This window comes from Paenimyroides aestuarii, from assembly GCF_024628805.1.
Classification (GTDB): domain Bacteria; phylum Bacteroidota; class Bacteroidia; order Flavobacteriales; family Flavobacteriaceae; genus Flavobacterium; species Flavobacterium aestuarii_A.
Window position 1 is genome coordinate 2273221 of record NZ_CP102382.1, and the last position, 19356, is coordinate 2292576.

A 19356-nucleotide genomic window follows, 5' to 3' on the forward strand; every position below is an offset into this window, starting at 1 on the left:
CCTTTTTTTTATCTTAATTCTGCACCTACTTCGCTTTGCAGTTGTTTTTGTACTTTCTGCATCACTTTGTCTATCTCGGCGTCGGTTAGGGTTTTATCTTTATCCTGCAATTTCATGCTAATTGCGTATGACTTTGTTCCTTCGGGTAATTTATCGCCTTGATACACATCAAATAAAGAGATGTCTAAGATTAAATTCTTATCGGCTAATTTTACCGTTTTGTAAATATCTGCAAACGAAACTTCGTTTTTAATCAACAATGCCAAATCGCGTTTTACAATCGGATATTTTGATAGTTCTGTAAACTTAATTTTGCTTGAAACCACATTCAAAATCGTACTCCAATTAAAATCGGCATAAAAAACTTCTTGTTTGATATCAAAATGTTTTAAAATACTTTTCTTAACCGATCCAAATGAAACCACTAAACGATCGCCCAAATAATAGGAAATGCTTTCTGAAAACTGCTCGCTTTCATTGGGTTTGGTAGCTACATTTTTCAACCCTAAGCGCAATAATATTGCATCTACATAACCTTTAAACAAAAAGAAATCTGTACTTGTAGTGGCAACATTCCAATTGACTGTACTGGTATTTCCAGTCACAAAAAGCGCTAAATGTTTGTATTCTTCATAACCCGAAAGTGGTTTTGCATAGGTTTTACCGAATTCAAAAAGTTTTAAATCACTATTTTTTCGGTTGATGTTATAGGCTATCGCTTCTAATCCACCAAATAATAACGATTGTCGCATCACTGATAAGTCTTGGCTCAATGGATTCAGAATTGCTACTTGCTGGTTTCGGTTTTGCTCTGAAATAAATTCAGAATAAGCTGTGCTGGTGAGCGAATTAGACATGGCTTCATAGAAACCTTGACTCACTAATTGGTTTGCCACAATATTTTGCACTTTATGGTCATCGGTTTTGCTGCCATAAGCAATAGTTGCATTGATTTTTGAACCAATTTTGATATTATTGAAGCCATAAACACGCAGAATTTCTTCGACCACATCAATCTCGCGTTGCACATCTACACGATAAGCCGGAATTGATAATCCTAAACCTTTATCGGTAATATTGGTGATTTTTATGTCTAAAGAAACCAATATTTTCTTGATGGTTTCGTTTGGAATATTTTCGCCTAAAATTTTGTTAACATTATTATAATTCAAGAAAACCGAAAAATCCTCTATTTTTTTTGCGTAAATATCAGTTATATCCGAAGTTATTTCTCCGTTTGCAATATCTGCAATTAATATAGCTGCGTGTTTTAATGCGTAATTAGTGATGTTTGGATCAATGCCGCGTTCAAATCGGAAAGAAGCATCTGTTGAAATTCCATGACGTTTGGCAGTTTTGCGAATACTCACCGGATTAAAATAGGCACTTTCTAAGAAAATAGCACTTGTATGTTCGTTTACACCTGAATGTAATCCACCCAACACACCAGCTAAACACAACGGTTGGTTTTCATCGCAAATAACGATATCGTCTTCATGCAAAATGCGTTCAACTCCGTCTAATGTGATGAATTTTGTGCCTGCTTCTGCATTTTTAACGATGATTTTATTTCCTTTAATACGTGCGGCATCAAATGCGTGTAAGGGTTGCCCCAACTCGTGCAACACATAATTTGTTGCATCAACAATATTGTTTTTCGGAGTAATGCCAATAGCTTTCAGGGTATTTTGCAACCAAGCTGGCGATGGCTTCACTTCGATACCCGAAATGGTAACGCCCGCATAACGAGGTGCCAATTTGCTGTCTTCAATCACAATATCGTATCGAAGGGTACGCTTATCCACGTTGAATTTACTAACACTAGGAGTGATTAATTCGGAATAGCTGTTATTGGGTTTGTTTTGAATTAAACCAGCACGCAAATCTCGAGCAACACCTAAATGGCTCATTGCATCTGCACGGTTTGGCGTTAAACCAATTTCAAAAACAGTATCGGTATAAATTTCAAAGATATCAGCAGCTGGTGTTCCCGGTTTCAGTTTTTCGTCTAAAACCATAATTCCGTCATGACTTTCGCCTATGCCCAATTCGTCTTCGGCACAAATCATTCCAAAACTTTCTTCGCCGCGAATTTTACCTTTTTTAATTACAAATTCGTTCCCTTCTTTATCATATAATACCGTACCAATGGTGGCAACAGGTACTTTTTGACCGGCTGCTACGTTGGGCGCTCCGCAAACTATTTGAACATGTGGTTCACCATTGCCTAAATCTACTTTGGCAATGCGAAGTTTATCTGCATTGGGGTGTTGTTCACATGTGAGTACATGCCCAACCACTACGCCTTTCAAACCGCCCTTTAAGCTTTCGTATGCATTAATACCTTCTACTTCTAAACCTAAATTGGTAAGTATTTCGGCTGTTTCTTCAGGAGTAATTTCTAATTTAATGAATTGTTTTAACCAGTTATATGATATTTGCATTGGTTTGTTGTTTAAAAGCACAAATATACAGATTGCTGTACGTTTGAAGAAATTATTTGTTTTATATTATGATAAAAATTTTGCTCGGGTTTCCGGTGGTGGTATGCTGCATGCTTCCTTTTTTCCATACCATTTGTACCTGTTTTTTGCGATGTATTGATAGATTTTGTTTCGTAAAAAAGCAGGAACAATTTTTCCAATTTGCAACAACGGATACCAACCGCTCAATTGTTTAGCAATCTCTATGGCTGCACTGCTTTCGGTGTAATATGCAATGCCGGGCTGATACAAAACAATAGAATCGGTTTCGGGTTTTATGCCGATATATTGCACCACTTCTTTGCCAAAATCGGATTGGAGCGAGGCAAAAACAAACACATTTTTTGAATCTGCTTTAATGATTTTTTGAACCGTTTCATCACAAAAATTACAAACGCCATCAAACAAAATCAATTGCTTTCCTTCGGGTATTTTATCAATTACACGCATTACATTTACTTTTTTCGTTCTACCATTTCTAATTGTTCTAATGCTACTTTTGATGTGAAAAAACCATAGTTTACCGTAGCTTTATTTTTTTCGATAACATCAATTGTTCCTACCGATTTTCCATCAATCATACGAACACGATCGCCTACTTTTAATACAAAATTGGTTTTGTTGGCTTGTTGTACTTGCTGTTCTTTAATCTTTTTTTCTTTCTTTTCTTGACGAATTTTATCTAGTTTTTGTTCTACTTCAACTTTGATTTTCAATTCTTTCTGCTCTTTAACTTTTTTCTCTTTCAGGGTGATTTTTTTTCGCTTTGAATTTTCAATCTCCACTGTTTTTAATAATTCGCCAATAAGCGTTTTTTTATCTTTATTATTGAAATATTTTTCGGAAAGATCATCTAAACGTTGTCCTAAATAAATCAAACGTTGGTTGGAGTCATACAATTCTTGATAGCGTTCTAATTTATCTTGAATTTTGGTGTTAATGTTTGACAATTTACTGCTTTCTTCTCGTGCACGTTTTTCTTCTTCGCGCAAATTTTCGGAAGTTTTTTCTAAGCGCGAGCGTTCTTTTTGCAAATTTGCAATGGTTTTATCAAACCGAACTTTATCGGTTTCTACCTTTTTCTTTGCCCGATTAATTAAACTATACGGTATGCCGTTTTTTTGAGCCACTTCAAAGGTGAAAGAACTTCCTGCTTGCCCTAAACTTAGCTTGTACATGGGTTCTAACGAATGTTCATCAAACATCATGTTTGCATTTGTTGCGTGGGGCAATTCGTTTGCCAGAATTTTAAGGTTGGTATAATGTGTGGTTATGATACCAAAAGCTTCACGCTCATAAAATTCTTCTAAAAACACTTCTGCCAAAGCCCCGCCCAATTCCGGATCGGATCCTGTACCAAATTCATCAATTAAGAACAAAGTTTTATCATTGCATTTCTTTAAAAAATAGTTCATATTTTTCAAACGATAACTGTATGTACTTAAATGATTTTCTATGGATTGGTTATCGCCAATATCAGTTAAAATGCGATCAAACAAAAAGGTTTCGCTTCGTTCGTGTACGGGGATCAACATGCCGCTTTGCAACATTAATTGCAACAAGCCAATTGTTTTTAAGGTTATTGATTTACCGCCGGCATTCGGACCCGAAATCACTATAATGCGCTCTTGGTTGTGCAGTGTTATGGTTTGCGGATAGGTTATTTTCTTCTTTGCTTGGTTGTTTAGCAGTAAAATTGGGTGGTATGCTTCTCGGAAAAACAGTTTTTTTTCGGTTGTGATAGTTGGCAAAATACCATTTATTTTTTGGGCATGCTTTGCTTTTGCAGCCACTATATCGACATGGCACAGCAAATTTTGAAGCACCAACAAATCATCATAAAACGGACGCACTTCATTGGTTAACACTTTTAGAATACGCATGATTTCTTCGCGTTCTTCATATTCTAAATTGCTTAATTCGCGCGAGAATTTAAACGTACTTTCAGGTTCTATATAAACAATACTCCCTGTTTTCGACTGGCCTAAAGCAGTGCCTTTTACTTTTTTGCGGTACATGGCCATAACTGCCAAAACCCGTCGGTTTTCTACGATTGATTCTTTAATATCATCTAAATAACCTGCATTGTTGTATTGTTGCAAAGCAACACCAAAGCTTTGATTGATTTTTCCGCGAAGAATTTGAATATTTTGCCGAATTGCTTTTAAATCAACCGAAGCAGTATCTTTAATTTCACCATATTTATCCAGCACTTGTTCTATTTTTTGCAAAATGATTTTGTTGGGCTGGGTAATGGTTGTTGCCTGATACAAGGCACCGTAATATTCTTGAAATTTCTTAAAAAAAAGTATTAATTCGTTGGCAGTTTGGACCAATGTGGCTATTTTCTTAAAGCTTGAAGCTTCTAAAAAACTATCTTCAATGCGCAGCATTTTTAATTCAAAACTAATTGGATCAAAATAATGCGACGGAATGGCATTTTGATTACTAAACGATGAAACATATTCAGATGTTTGCTGCAAATGTTGCATCAATTCGTTTTTGCTTGGAATTGGCTCAATAAGCAATGCCTGTTCTTTTCCCATCTCGGTAGTACACAATGCGCTTATCTGCTCTAATATCGTGCTGAATTCTAAATCTTGTAATGTTTTTTTTGCAATCAATTTCATTGTAAATTCGCTATAAAGCTTTTGCTTTTAATAGTCAAAGTTACTAAAAAAATCTCTATGAATAGGCATGGTTTCTCACCTGTAAATTACTTCGATTCATTTTTATTCTGAAATATTTTAGGTAGTTCGTTCTCTACAAAAAATTTCTCAAAATCTCTACTATTAAGATTTTTAATATAATCAACATCATCTTCATCAACACCCACAAATAAACCGCCTCGAACATCAAAATCTAAAATACTGTCTAACTTAATGCTAATTAAGCCGTTCTCTAACCTATCAACTTTAACAATTGCATTTATGGTTGCGTTATATTCTGAAAGCTTAAACTCAAAATCATAATTTTTTTTGTTCTTTGAAAGATTAAGAATCGATATAACATCTTGTTTATTAGCCTTTAATCGAACTTCTAAATTTGTTTTCAGGTTAAGATTTCCGTATTGTTTTGGCATCGATGTAGCAACAAATGAAAAAGCACAAACAACTAGTACCATTGGTTTTAAAGCTTTATGGAAATTTATATAATCATTCCAATTAGAATACCAATATAGATAAGAAAATGGCAAAACGCTTAAAGCAATCAAATCAGAATAATCGACTGTTCTATTAAGTCCGATACCTATTAAGTGAAAAGAATGGAGTAAAGGTTCTATAAATTCAGATTTCCAAAAAATAAAAAACAAGCCAGTGACTATATAATTGAAATTTATTTTGGAAGGAAAAAGTAAGCATAAAAAGTAGGGGAAAGCAAATAGACCAGAAAAATCTGACAATTTGCCTGTGAAATAGTTACCAAAATAATCTTTTAGAAAATGATCATTCAATAATAAAATAAATATTGAAAGAATAAAGATTAGTCTAAAATGCTTTTTTTTATTGCTCATTTTATTGTAATGTATTAACACCAAATTTACAAACAATTTATCATTTAAAGGAATATGTACTACATTTGAATAAAAAAAATAAAATGAACAGCTGGAAAGAATTTATTGCCTTGGAATCATCAAAAGATTATTATACGAAATTAAAGCAAGTTGTTGATGCTGATTATGAAAAGGAAACGATTTATCCGCCAAAAGAAATGATTTTTAATGCGTTTAAGCATTGTTCATTAGATAAAGTGAAAGTGGTTATTTTAGGACAAGATCCTTATCATGGAGTTGGGCAAGCTCATGGATTGAGTTTTTCTGTTAATAAAGGAATTGGTTTGCCTCCATCGTTACGAAATATTTACGGCGAGCTACAAACCGATGTCAATTTCTCTAATCCAGGTCATGGTGATTTAACCGAATGGGCCAAACAAGGCGTTTTATTGTTGAACGATGTTTTAACGGTTAAGGCTGGGCAAGCCGGAAGTCATCAAAAATTGGGTTGGGAACAGTTTACTGAGAATGTTATTTCATTTTTATCAAACCATAAAAAGGATTTAGTTTTTATGCTGTGGGGAAATCATGCGCAGAAAAAAGGAAAAAATATAGACCGTTCGAAACATTTGGTTTTAACAAGTGGGCATCCATCACCAATGAGTGCCAATCAAGGAAAGTGGTTTGGTAATAAACACTTTTCACAAGCCAATAAATACCTTACTAGCAAAGGTGAATCACCTATTAATTGGCAGTTGTCCAAAATTTTAATAAAAACGAATGAAGTTTTGACTATTTTGAAAGAAAATGTTAAATATCATATTTAATTTGCAACATACTAATCAGAATAGTACTTTTAGTGTATAATATTTGTTTTTACACGAAAGCAAAATTTGTTTGTTGTTTACTTAAATTTTAAAAGCTGTCTAAAGAATTTAGGCAGCTTTTAGTATTTTTACATAAAAATAATACAATGGCAGGAAACTCTTTTGGTACAAAATTTAGATTAACCACTTTTGGTGAATCCCATGGCGAGGCTATTGGTGGAATTATTGATGGATGCCCATCAAACATTGTTTTAGACCAAGCTTTTATTCAGGCAGAATTAAATCGCAGAAAACCAGGGCAATCCAAATTAGTTACCCAAAGAAAAGAAGCGGACGAAGTGGTTTTTCTTTCGGGGATTTTTGAAGGAAAAACATTGGGAACGCCCATAGCATTTCAAATTCAAAACAATAATTCAAAAGCAGCCGATTACGATTTACTAAAAGATGCATTTCGCCCCAGTCATGCCGATTATGTGTATCAACAAAAATACAAACATCGTGATTATAGGGGAGGAGGAAGGAGTTCTGCTCGCGAAACTACTGCTCGGGTGGTTGGCGGTGCAATTGCCAAGCAACTTATTAATCCGATTGAAATTACCGCTTACGTTTCTTCTGTGGGAACTATTTCGGTAAACAAAAAATATACGGACTTACAATTAGATCTAGCAGAAAGCAACGATGTGCGCTGTCCTGATCCGGTAATTGCGCAACAAATGGAACAACTAATCCTTGACACCAAAAAGAAAGGCGACACAGTAGGCGGCATTGTAACTTGCGTAATAAAAAATGTTCCCATTGGTTTAGGCGAACCGGTTTTTGATCGGTTAGAAGCTAATTTGGCAAAGGCAATGCTGTCTATAAATGCGTGCAAAGGATTTAGTTTTGGCAGTGGTTTTGAAGGAACCAAAATGTTTGGCTCTGAACATAATGATTATTACAATGAAGACGAATCTACCAAGACCAATTTTTCAGGCGGAATTCAAGGCGGAATAAGCAATGGAATGGATATTTATTTCGATGTGGCCTTTAAACCAGTTGCCACTTTATTGCAACCCCAAGAAATGTTAACCACTAAAGGAACATTAGAAATTATCAAAGGAAAAGGCAGGCATGATGCATGTGTAGTTCCCCGCGCAGTTGTGATTGTAGAAGCTATGGCTGCTTTGGTGCTTGCTGATTTTATGATTTGATTTTTTGAACAGATGATTATTAGAATGTGGTAGTTTCGATTTTGCTTAGCTCCTGCAAATAAGAACTTAAAACGTTCTTGCCCATTCCCAAGTGATAACATTTTGAGGGATGAGCATAAAGAACGTTTATTAAATTTCTCAAATTTTCGCAACTTGATAAGTACCCAAAAATCAACATAAGTAACTGATTCCGACAGATGAAATACCATTAAATATTTGCTCTATTACATTTGGATACAACACAATTTAATTTATCTTGAATGAAAATTTAGACCAGCTGAGCAAGCACGTACTTACTTCGAAACTTATGTTATCAAATTATATAATACAAAACTATAAAATTAAGTTCTGTCGCTCAGAAAATCTATAAAGTTAACTAAATTCGAAGTATTTTAAAAACATTATTTTCAAAGAATAACATCCTTAATGATCGTTTTATCGTGGATTCAAATTTAAAAAAACAAAAGTTTTCTTAGAACTTATAAAATCCATTTGTTCCTACACCAGCTGTAAATTCTTTAATAATCGATCCGTCTTCTTTATAAATCACAATTTTAGCATTATCTGTAAAACCTTTTGCATCAGATGTAAAAATAGTTCCGTTCAAAACATTAAATCCGTAAAAAACAGAATATTCATCACCAGCGGCCACATCAAATAATTTTGTACTAGAAGAGGTTAACGAATTATTCATTTTATAAACACCTGTGCCGGCTGTGTAATACACATTGCTTCCTTCTGCCACAATATTGCGCGCAATGGGTTGTTCTAAAACTTTTGTTGATGCAATGCTGGTATTGTTAACAATAGAAATGCTCGTGGTGGTATCATTCGCACTTAAAGCATATACGTTTTGTCCGTTTGTTGAAATACCAACAATGGCTTTTTCAAACGCAATATCCATCGTATTGGTATCATTTTCAGGGTTAATCACCTCAATTGCCATTCCGCCACTATAAAATCCATTGGCAGCATAAATATAGTTGTTTGCAACCGCAATTTGTTCTGCAGTATGGTTCAGTGCAATGCTTTTTATAAAAGCAAATGTTTCGGCATTATAAACATTTACTTTAGCGTCAACCAAACTCGTTACATATAATTTATTGTTTTTAACAACAGCAAATCGGGGAGAAGTAACGTTTTCAGAGATCGTATAAACCGATTTGAATGTTTTTTTATTTACTACTTCAATCGTGTTTGAATTGTTCACAACTATGTACACATATTTATCGGTAACCACCATGTGTTGGGCAACATCTCCTAATGAGCGGGCGTTCGACGTTTTAAAAATATCGTTTGCAACAGTGCTTAAACCACTATTTATATGCGATACAGAGGCATTTCCTCCATTAAAATTTCCTTCGTTCGATACAAAAAATCCGTCTAAATATTTTTCATCAGGATTAGGAGCAACTGAATTATCGTCTGAATTGCTACAGCTATACAATAAGGTAACAGCAAATAACGGGGCTAAAATTTTTTTCATTTTTTAAAACTTTTTTATTAATTGTAGATGAATGTTTCTGCCTGGCATCACTCGTTCGGGCATATTGGTGTAAACCGTATTGGCAGCATTTTTTATTTTTAGATTGATATAAAACGGGTTGTTTTTTAGATTGAATTTTTGCTGAAAATCTACATCAATGATTCCATAAGAATTCAAAGCCGATGCTGCGGTGTTTGAAGCAGTAGTATAGATTTTTCCTACATATAAAAACGACGGACTCACACTGAAATTCCGATATTTATAAATCAATTGCGCATTCAATTTATGCAATGGTGTATAGGTCAACTGTTTTTTTGTAGTTTGATCGATAGATTGGGTGTATCCATAATTGGCTTGCAATTCCACCACATGATACGCCCATTTTTTCTGGTAGTTTGCAAAAAAATCTATTCCAAAAACGCGTACTTCGTCCACATTATTGGCTTCCCAAAAACCACTGTTTGTTGGAATCCATCGAATCATATCTTTAATAGAAATAGTATATGCCGAAACATTCATTCGTGTGTTTTTGAAGATAAAGTTTTGATTGACATCCAATTGCAAGCTGGTTTCAGGTTTCAAATTCAAGTTTCCACCCGGTTGCCAATATAAATCATTAAATGTGGGTATGCGATAATTTTTAGATGTATTTATTTTTAACTGATAAAACGGTGAATTGTAAAAAAATCCTGCAGAAAACAAAAACGGATTGCTGTAATCTTTTGCCATTTCGTTTTTAGCACCTGCTTCCATTCCAAAGCGTTCCGTAAATTCATAATTCCCCAAAACACTCACTGCAAAAATTTCTTGTGTAGAAAATGGCAAGCTCGAATTTTGTCCTTCACCTGTTGTTTTTTGGTATTCAACAAAGCCCGATAGTTTAAAATGTTGCAAAACATTATAGAAACTTTCATTTTTAAAGTACAGCGTATTTGCTTTTCCGCCCGATTTGCTGTTGGTGGGCAATTGATCAAAATAGGTATATGATTCGTTCAACACAGCCGCATAAAAAGTGTTTAAAAAGGTATTCGTTTTAAAATGCCACTTCAATAAATTGCGGTAATTGTTGTTTTGATATTTTGTTTTGGTTTGAAATGGGGTGAGCAATGCAAAGTGGCGGTCGTCATTATAAGTTGTGGAATAAAAAGACAAGGTGTTTTTCCGATTGATCTTATAAGCCGCTTCCAATCCAAAGTTGGTATTGTAAAATTGACCATTAATGTTTTTGCGATTTTTACCAATCCATTCGTAATCATTATCGCTTTTATTGTAACCAAAATGAGCATTGACTGCAAATTTATCAAAACCAGTTGTTATTTTATAATGAATGCTTTGAGTATTAAAACTACCGTAGTGCAACTGCAACTCATTTTCAGTTTTACGGTTAAATTGCAATTGATTGTTTAAATGAATCGTTCCGCCAATAGCGCTGCTTCCATACAAAACGCTTCCACCACCTGCTTTAACCACAATGTTGTCGTAACTTTTAAAAGCGGTAGCATTAAAATCAGATTGCCCTAATAACGCCGAATTAACTCTTATTCCGTTCCACAAAACACTTGTTTGCTGGGCAGTAGTTCCTCTAAAAGCAGGCGAACTCACCATTCCATAGCCACTTTCTTTAAAATAAATTGTAGTGTTTTTTTGCAGAAAATCAGTAAACGTTCCGATGCTGTTTTCAATAAGCGAATCGTTTAAAACGACAAGATTTTGGGATTTTGATTGTGCAGAAATTTTAATTTTTTCAATAACCAATTCATCTAATTCAATAGGAGCAGTGTTTTGCGAAAAAGCCACAAAACCCATAAAACACGCTGCCAATGAATGAAAAAATCTATTGCTCATTTGTTAACCTTTTTTCCCGAAGGTATAATCAATTAGTATTCATTAGGCAGGTCTCCTGGCTTGCATCTTGTTTTCGCCTTCCCAAAAAAATCAGTGGCACAGATAAAAACAAGTATTTACAGTAGTAAACGAAGCTTACAGTTGCGGGAACAGCATAGGAATTGAAAAAATCGCACCTATTTCCCTTTTCATGCATAAAATAGCAACCTAAAACGTTGCAAAAGTACTCTATTTTATCAATAATGCAAATTAATTTTTTTTAAACAGATTGTCACAACAAAAACTACATGATTTGTAAAACAAGTTCTACAAGAAAAATTAAGAATTAAAAATTATATTTGAAGAGATACTTTGAATTGTGTCAAAATAATTAAAAATAAAAAGCACTTATGGGATTTTTCGACAAGTTTAAAAAGAAAAAAGAAAACGAAACACCACAGAAAGAAAGCAATCTACTGCTTTCAATGCCGATGTTTAATTCCGAGGAAAGTTACTCACTCAATCATATTATTGATGATTTACAAAATTATTGGAAACTGAATGTTTCCGAAGTTTCGGGCGATGATTCCGTAACAACCTTCAAGATTGAAAATGAAACCGTTGCTGTTGCAATAATGCCTGTTCCCGTTCCAGAAAGTGATTTGGAGCCTATTTTCGGATTTAACTATTTGTGGAAAAACGCCGCTGAAGAAGTGCCTAATCATACCAATCACGCTATTGTTTCCGTTTTGGCAAGCGGGACCAATCAGTTGGAACGATTTAAAATTTTAACAAAAGTCAATGCTTCTATTCTTAGAACCAGTAACAATGCGATTGGAATTTATCAAGGAACACAAACCCTTTTGCTTCCAAAAAATTTGTATCTCGATTTTGCAGATTTCTTGAATCAAGATATGTTACCGTTACAATTGTGGATTTATATTGGGATTATCAACGAGGAAAACCACAGCAGCATTTACACGTACGGAATGAAAGAATTCGGGAAAACAGAAATCGAAATCCTGAAAAGTCCGATAAAAGGAGGCGATTTGTATGAGTTTCTATTGCCGGTTTTGAGTTACATTATCGAATCCGATGTTACCTTAAAAAATGGCGAAACAATTGGGTTTACAGCAGAACAGAAAATTAAAATCACCCAATCAAAAGGAATTTATTTAGAAGGCGAAACCTTGAAATTTGAAATGTAAAAAATAATTACTTTAAAATTAAAAATATGAACACAAACATTTACTTTATTATTGGCGGCGTTGCTATTGCTTTCATTATCTATATGGTCGTGTTGCAAAATATGATGAAAAAAAGAAAAGCACAGCAACTAGAAAACTTTAACAGCAATCATTCTGGAAATCCTTTAACAGAAGAACAAAAACGATTATTAACATTTGGAGCCATTCTTTTTTATCATAGGGGAGAAAAAATTCTAGGAATAAGTCCCGAAGGAAACTTAGATGTAATTACTTACGGATTGAAACAACAATGGGAAATTTCAAACTCAGAGGAAGCTAAAGAAACCCTAAACGATTTATTGATGTTGCAGAGAAGTACAGAATTTGAGCCACTTTTTCAACAATCTTCACCTGAATTAAGTAAAATTCAAAAAAACATTGCCAAAGGTTTAGGATTGGATTTAGCAATCGTAGAACAAACTAAATCTGCTTTTGCGTGGGATATTTGTAGAGCCGTTTCTTTGGCAAAATGGTGTTATTGGTGTGGTTATATCACCGAAACCGAAACGTTTTCTATCATGGAACAAGCTGCAAAAACAGCCAATCAATTGGGACAAAATTGGACCGATTATACCGTTTCTTTCTTATTAGGAAGAACCATTCAAGGTTTTGATTTGGATGATGTAATAATAACTACTAAACAAATTCTTCACAGCCAAAATCCGGCACTTAGAAAAATGGAAGATATTGATGTGTACCAAAAATATTCATTTAAATAAAGACATACAAAAATGTTCAAAAATTTATTCAACAAAAAAGAAGAAAAACCAATGGAAATTCCACAAGATTGGGTTTTTTATGCCTGCAAAGTAGACAATAATCCCGCAAGTATTCGGATTAATTTGGCTTTGGATAAAATAGCACCGATTGCTGATTATCATCACAGAACTTGGTTTTCGGTAAAGCTGAAAGATCCCGACGAAAATGGACTTCCAACCAACGAAGAATTTCCTAAAATTTGCCAAATTGAAGATGATATTGTAGATGCTTTAACCGCAAAAGGTGCGATCATGGTTGGTGCGCTGAAAAGCAACGGAACTTTTGATTTGTACCTTTACTCGAAAAATACAGATCGTTACGATGCAATTATGGGAGAAGTTATGGCAAAAAATCATTCAGATTATCAATTTGCAACCGATTTTAAAGAAGATGCAGAATGGGAAGATTATTTTAATTTTCTGTATCCGAATGACTACCAATACCAAAGCATACAAAACAGAAAAGTTTTGTTTCAGTTAAGCAAGCACGAAGACAACCCAGAAATAGAAAGGGAAATTGATCATTGGTTGTATTTTGATTCGGAAGCAAACAGAGAAAATTATATTGACGAAGTGCAGCAAATAGGCTATAAAGTGTTGTCAAAAGACTTTCGAGACGATATGCCAAAAAATGCGTATCAATTAAATATTTCGAGGGTAAATTCTACCATTGATATTGATGATTATGTTTGGGAACTCATCGAAATTGCCCATAAATACAATGCAGATTACGACGGTTGGGGTTGCCCGATTGCAAAGTAATTTTTTTGCAATTGATTTTTTCTGGACTTTCATGTTAAATATTTTTTTGAATGAAAGTCATCAATCATCATTAAAATCTTTGTGGCCTTAGCGTTTTAAATTTTTTTAAAAATGACAATCAAATATTTTTTTTAAATTTAATTCTCAAAAAAACACATCAAAAAATGAAAAAAAATACCATTCTTGGCTTGCTTTTTACTGCAACATTTTCGCTCAGCAGTTTTTCGCAAAATCCTTATCAGGTTAACACTTCAGAAACCAACGTGAAAGAAAAGTCGGCGGAAAAATGGGTAGAGCCAATTAGATATAATACACTGAAACCTGGATTGCGTTTTATGGTTTTGCCAATGGTTCCAAGTTCACCCAAGGAATTGAGTTTTAAAACCAATACTGAGGAAAAAGTGCTTACGAAAGATTTTGAAAACGAAATTTTCATCTACAAAAAATCAAAAGAAGTTCCTGATAAATATGGTTATGATAAAACGCTTTATTACTTTGAAAACAAAGGAAAGGAGTATTATCTGGAAGAACTAAAAACCGATAACGAAGAAAAAATTGTGAATTGGGACGCTTCTTCTGTCGTTTGGCTAGATGAAATCGATGCAGTGCAAAAAAAATTGGAAGGAAAAACCGTTTGGCTCAATGCTGATAGATGGGGTTATGAACTGAACGGCAAAAAATCCTATATGCACAATCCGGAACGTTTTGCGAAAATAAAAGTGGTAAAAGTAGGAGTGGGGACGTATTCTAACTATCCTGTTCGGGTTTTGTTTGAAAATGAATCCGACGGGAAACACTATTTTATAGACGGCTGTGTGAGCGGAACTTTGGGGTCGTGTTTTTCGAGCACGAATCTTCAGCAATTATTTTTATTTGAAAATCCAGAAAAAATCTATCCAAACGTAAAAAAAGAATTCTGGAGCACTATTAAAAATCGGGAAATCAAAAAAGGAATGAGCGAAGAAGAATGTATTCTAAGTTTAGGAAAACCAAGTAGCAAAAATGCATATCAAAACGAGAAAGGTACTTTTAAAATGCTGTTTTATGAGGCTACAATGTATCGAAGAATATACACTCAAATCCTTTTAAAAGACAATAAAGTTATGGAGATGAATGAATATGAAAATTAATAATTGTTGTTTTAGTTTATTTCATTTTTAAAAAGGATAAGTGGTTTGTTAAAATGGCTAAGTGGTTTATTCAAATAATTTTTTGGTTCTTTTTTTTAATGTTGCAAATGAGTTGCAGCAAAAGCAAAGATTTGCCTGAAAAATTACGAACTACCCAAAAACTCGCCACAATCCCTCTTCGGTTTGATACGCTCAATGCTTCTCAAAGAATGGCTGTTTCAGATTCAATGGCGCAATTGTTTAAAACCGATAACGACACCTTAAATCCTGTTTATCATTACTTTAAGGCTTATCAATTCAAATTGAATAACGAAAACGAACGAGCAAAAAACCAACTGCAGAAAATTGCTGGTTCTATTCCTGCCGAATGGAAAGTTTTGAAATCCTATGAAATGCTCAACATTTCAATTGCCAATACCACCACCATTCCATCGGGTACTTTTAATGAAATTTATCAAGCCATTCAAGAGGCAGAAAAACAGCAGAGTCAATATACCTATCGCTATTATGACCTTTTGGCAAAAGCCTATTTCAATAATCGCCAAACCGAAAAAGCCAAAGAATTTTCGGATGTGCATTTCCAAAAACATCCCTTCAAAAGTCACCCCATCATCAAACAACGTTATTTTGATATTTCTTTTTTATTGGCAGAAAGATTGGGGGAAGAACAATTGATGCAAACCTATCTCGACAGTTGTCGCACCCTTGCTACTCGCACGCTGGATAGCCTTGCTCTGATGCGAACTTATGAATACGAGGCACAGTTGAGAATTAGACAAAATAGATTTGATGAGGCCATACAAGCTGAAAAATTGTATTTTGATTATCTTAAAAAAAACAATAATCTCTATGTTTTTGCTTTTAACAATTTGGCACAACTATATCTCAAAGCCAAGCGATACAACGAGGCTTTGTCTTATTATCAACAGGGATTAAATTGGGCAAATGAACACCATCCGGAGAGCAATCTAAACCCCATCTACAACGGGATGAGTGGCGTGTATGCCATCATGGGTGATTACAAAAATGCGTACATCACATTGGATTCTTTGGTGCAATGGGACAAAAGGAATGCAGAGAAAATTCAGGCACAAAAAATCGCCGAGCTGCATGCTGCTTATGATACCGAGAAAAAGGAAACAGCCATCAAAATTTTGGAATCAACCAATGCTACCAATCAAAAAATCATAGCGCAGCAAAAATGGATGTTTGGAATTTCTGCCTTGGTTTTTTTATTAGTGGTTTTGTTTATGTACAATTATTATCGTCAGCGTGTGTTGTCTGAGCAGAACAAACATTTGGCACTGGAAAATAAAAAACTGCTTCTAGAACAAAAATATAGCCAAATGCAACTCAACCCTCATTTTATCTTCAATGCCATTTCCAATCTTCAGGGACTGATTGGCAGTGGAAACAAGCGTGTTGCCAATGAATATTTGGTGGCTTTTTCTAAATTAATGCGCCATGTGTTGGAGCATAACCGACAAGATTTTATCAGTTTGGAACAGGAAATAGAATCGCTTAAAAATTACCTTAAATTGCAACAAATTCGCTACGAAAATAAATTTGAGTACACCATAGAAATCAATGGTTTAGATACTGAAAACATAGGAGTTCCGCCCATGCTTTTGCAGCCTTTTGTTGAAAACACCATTGAGCATGGCTTCAAAAAAATTGATTATTTGGGCCAAATTCACATTCAATTCGCCAAAAATGTACAGCAATTGCAAATCACCATCACAGACAATGGCACAAGTACTCCAAAACCGATGAATCCTTCTAAAAAATCATTATCAACAAAAATAATCCAAGAGCGATTGGACCTTTTGTTTAACCGCAAAGAACTAAAGGCAGGCTTCCAATCCAGAAGATTAAATAATGAAAATCAAACGGGTTATGAGGTAATTTTGCATTTTCCAATAGAACCCTTGAATTAAACAAAAAGAGATGAAAGTATATATCTTAGAAGACGAAAGCCATATTTTGCAGTACATTATTTCTTTGGTGGATGACAATCCTCATTTAGAATTGGTGGGTTATTCAACCAGCATTGCCAAAGCAAAGTTGGAACTTCCCAATTTACAGCCAGATTTGATTTTGTCTGATATTCAGTTAGAAGACGGCAACAGTCTATCGCTTTTTTCTGAAATACCAACCGATTTGCAGATTATTTTCATCACGGCTTATGACCAATTTGCCTTGCAAGCCTTGAATTTGGGGGCGTTGGCTTATTTGCTAAAACCTTTGGACACAGATGCTTTTACAGCAGCTATTGAAAAATGCCATCAGAAAACAGAAAAATTTAAAGTACAAAAACAACAAACCCAATTGGCGTTGCAGCATTTTGCGGCTCCCCAATTTTCCAAAAAAATTGCGTTGCGCAGTACAGATGTCATTGAGATTGTCAACATAGAAGATATCCTATACTGCAACAGTGACAAGGGATACACCACATTCCATTTGGCAGATAAAAGCAAAATATTGGTGAGTAAAGTGTTGAAAGAATTTGATTCCCTGTTACCGAGTCCGCTCTTTTTTCGCTGCCATCAATCGTATCTTATCAATACCAATTTTTTGAAAAAATACTACAAAGATGGACAGATAGAAATGTGCAATGGCGCCATCATTCCCGTTTCGCAGCGTAAGCGTGCAGAGCTAATTGCACATATCGACGCAAATTTTTAATCCCCAAAAATCGACCTAACGCTTGCGAATATAAAAAGAGAGCAAGCAAATATAGAATTGCCCTTTTTTTGAAGCTTTCATGGGTTAATTTTGAATGAATTAATTTGAAAATCCATTCATATTACCATGAAAAACAAGAGAATATTAATAGGAGTCGGCATTTTTCTTTTGATAACATTTGCAGGGATTTTTTGGTTGTATAATAAGATTAGTAACATCCAAGAAAACCGCGAACTATCGGCTCAAATTCCATCATCTTTAACCGATTTTTTTGCCTCCAAAAAAATTGAAGACTACCCTTATGAACCCCAAGAAGTCAATTGGGATGGACGATTTATGCTGTTTGATTGGGAAGGAAATTTGGTGTATAACAAACAACGCAATGAAGCGCTGAAAACCAATCAATATTTTCCAAATGGCGAAATCAAAGGAATAGTGCTGGTAAAGCATGACAGCAAATTGCGTGGGGTTTATGTAGAAGATGGAGAAGACCCAAACCGTTCGTCAGAAAAAGCGTATCAACAATATTATGCCCTTTCCTTTTTGGATTTGGCAAGCGAAAAAGTATTGGTTCGAGATACCATTTGGGGCGAAGAACCCAAACAAAACAAACGAGAGCATGAAGACCAGCACGGTATTTTACCAACCGCAGGAATCCCCAGTGAGGGCGATTTAATCAAGAAAATTGAAGAAAAAATTAAATAATATGTTCAAGTTTTTTAAAGAAATTATTTCCTCTGTAAAAGAGGGAATAGCAGAAGGGATTGAGGAGGCCAATGCAGAGGAGGCACAAGAAAAATCAAACAAAGATAAAGCCGCTCTCGCCCAAAGAGAACTAGAACAAAAGCTAATCCAAAATACTCCGTTTCAAGAATCGTTTGGAACAGCTTTGGGCGCTCCATTTCGGTCGATTCTTTTTGGTGATTGGGTTTCGGTTTTTGACAAAAACAAAGACAGTGAAAAATATCCCATTCATCTCTATACTTTTGGTGAATACCAAGGAAAAGAAGAACGATTTTCTGATTTTAAAATGGCGCTGAAACGGGATTTTGGCATTGTTGATACCGAAAGTTGTAAAAAAACCTTGGCTGATTTCTTTGCACTTGCCCAAATTTCGACTGAACACACCCTTTTGGAAGCCATAGAAGGCAATGCCAATTCTATTTTTTGGAATCTGGAAAAACAAGGGGCCAATGCGCTTTATGCTGCTGTTCTTAGCCATATCATCACTGCTTCGACCGATGTCCAATTTATCCAAAAAGAAGAAGCCCTGAGACTTCTCGAAAAAATTAATGAATTTGTTCGTCCGAACTATTCGAACTGGGAAGACTTTGGAGTTGATTTTCTTATTGGTGAACAGAATATAGGATTAAATAATGCTTTGGGTAGAAAATTTCTAAAAAAAACAGTAGGATTTTTACAAGACAAAAAAGGAAGTCCTTGGAAAAATTTGGAATGGTTTGAGATTTAA

The 19356-nt window shown here is 34.7% G+C and carries 17 protein-coding genes and 1 riboswitch; of the genes, 10 read left to right on the plus strand and 7 right to left on the minus strand.

Annotation, left to right across the window (positions count from 1 at the left end):
- Window positions 1–8 precede the first annotated feature (8 nt).
- From pheT to NPX36_RS11065, 4 genes are all read right to left on the minus strand, one after another.
- Window positions 9–2444: a phenylalanine--tRNA ligase subunit beta gene (pheT, locus tag NPX36_RS11050; RefSeq protein ID WP_257498764.1), complete on the minus strand. Its 2436-nt coding sequence runs from the start codon at window positions 2442–2444 to the stop codon at window positions 9–11.
- 66 nt (window positions 2445–2510) lie between these two features.
- Window positions 2511–2933: a thiol-disulfide oxidoreductase DCC family protein gene (locus NPX36_RS11055; protein WP_257498765.1), complete on the minus strand. Its 423-nt coding sequence runs from the start codon at window positions 2931–2933 to the stop codon at window positions 2511–2513.
- 5 nt (window positions 2934–2938) lie between these two features.
- Window positions 2939–5113, minus strand: a complete 2175-nt coding sequence (locus tag NPX36_RS11060; RefSeq protein WP_257498766.1) for an endonuclease MutS2 — start codon at window positions 5111–5113, stop codon at window positions 2939–2941.
- Window positions 5114–5199: 86 nt separating this feature from the next.
- Entirely contained in the window at window positions 5200–5997 is a 798-nt protein-coding gene (locus NPX36_RS11065) for a hypothetical protein (protein ID WP_257498767.1), read from the minus strand.
- 83 nt (window positions 5998–6080) lie between these two features.
- Here NPX36_RS11065 and ung point away from each other — a divergent pair, with 83 nt between their 5' ends.
- Both ung and aroC read left to right on the plus strand, forming a co-directional pair.
- Entirely contained in the window at window positions 6081–6803 is a 723-nt protein-coding gene (ung, locus tag NPX36_RS11070) for a uracil-DNA glycosylase (RefSeq protein ID WP_257498768.1), read from the plus strand.
- A 146-nt stretch (window positions 6804–6949) separates the two neighbouring features.
- The gene (gene aroC / locus NPX36_RS11075; protein WP_257498769.1) at window positions 6950–7993 is read left to right on the plus strand and encodes a chorismate synthase; all 1044 of its coding nucleotides are present in this window, start codon (window positions 6950–6952) and stop codon (window positions 7991–7993) included.
- Window positions 7994–8012: 19 nt separating this feature from the next.
- Here the strand turns inward: aroC and NPX36_RS14400 are convergent, their stop codons facing one another.
- The 3 genes from NPX36_RS14400 to NPX36_RS11085 all read right to left on the minus strand — a co-directional run bounded on the left by NPX36_RS14400 (window position 8013) and on the right by NPX36_RS11085 (window position 11324).
- Window positions 8013–8192 (minus strand): DUF4372 domain-containing protein, encoded by a 180-nt coding sequence (locus NPX36_RS14400; protein ID WP_397376471.1) that lies wholly within the window; start codon window positions 8190–8192, stop codon window positions 8013–8015.
- Between the two features lie 273 nt (window positions 8193–8465).
- Window positions 8466–9479: a YncE family protein gene (locus NPX36_RS11080; RefSeq protein ID WP_257498770.1), complete on the minus strand. Its 1014-nt coding sequence runs from the start codon at window positions 9477–9479 to the stop codon at window positions 8466–8468.
- A gap of 3 nt (window positions 9480–9482) precedes the next feature.
- Window positions 9483–11324: a TonB-dependent receptor plug domain-containing protein gene (locus tag NPX36_RS11085; RefSeq protein ID WP_257498771.1), complete on the minus strand. Its 1842-nt coding sequence runs from the start codon at window positions 11322–11324 to the stop codon at window positions 9483–9485.
- Between the two features lie 28 nt (window positions 11325–11352).
- Window positions 11353–11550, minus strand: a riboswitch (cobalamin riboswitch).
- A gap of 163 nt (window positions 11551–11713) precedes the next feature.
- Here NPX36_RS11085 and NPX36_RS11090 point away from each other — a divergent pair.
- The 8 genes from NPX36_RS11090 (at window position 11714) to NPX36_RS11125 (ending at window position 19356) form a co-directional block, all read left to right on the plus strand.
- The gene (locus NPX36_RS11090; protein ID WP_257498773.1) at window positions 11714–12511 is read left to right on the plus strand and encodes a DUF4261 domain-containing protein; all 798 of its coding nucleotides are present in this window, start codon (window positions 11714–11716) and stop codon (window positions 12509–12511) included.
- 26 nt (window positions 12512–12537) lie between these two features.
- On the plus strand, window positions 12538–13269 hold the full coding sequence (locus NPX36_RS11095) for a DUF1266 domain-containing protein (RefSeq protein WP_257498774.1): 732 nt from the start codon (window positions 12538–12540) through the stop codon (window positions 13267–13269).
- Window positions 13270–13281: 12 nt separating this feature from the next.
- Complete coding sequence (locus NPX36_RS11100; protein WP_257498775.1) at window positions 13282–14070, plus strand: DUF695 domain-containing protein; 789 nt, start codon at window positions 13282–13284, stop codon at window positions 14068–14070.
- 164 nt (window positions 14071–14234) lie between these two features.
- The gene (locus tag NPX36_RS11105; RefSeq protein ID WP_257498776.1) at window positions 14235–15200 is read left to right on the plus strand and encodes a hypothetical protein; all 966 of its coding nucleotides are present in this window, start codon (window positions 14235–14237) and stop codon (window positions 15198–15200) included.
- A 53-nt stretch (window positions 15201–15253) separates the two neighbouring features.
- On the plus strand, window positions 15254–17137 hold the full coding sequence (locus NPX36_RS11110) for a tetratricopeptide repeat-containing sensor histidine kinase (protein ID WP_257498777.1): 1884 nt from the start codon (window positions 15254–15256) through the stop codon (window positions 17135–17137).
- A gap of 10 nt (window positions 17138–17147) precedes the next feature.
- Window positions 17148–17885: a LytR/AlgR family response regulator transcription factor gene (locus NPX36_RS11115; RefSeq protein WP_257498778.1), complete on the plus strand. Its 738-nt coding sequence runs from the start codon at window positions 17148–17150 to the stop codon at window positions 17883–17885.
- A 126-nt stretch (window positions 17886–18011) separates the two neighbouring features.
- Entirely contained in the window at window positions 18012–18590 is a 579-nt protein-coding gene (locus tag NPX36_RS11120; RefSeq protein ID WP_257498779.1) for a hypothetical protein, read from the plus strand.
- A gap of 1 nt (window position 18591) precedes the next feature.
- A complete protein-coding gene (locus tag NPX36_RS11125) occupies window positions 18592–19356 on the plus strand; it encodes a DUF1266 domain-containing protein (RefSeq protein ID WP_257498780.1) in 765 nt (254 codons plus the stop codon).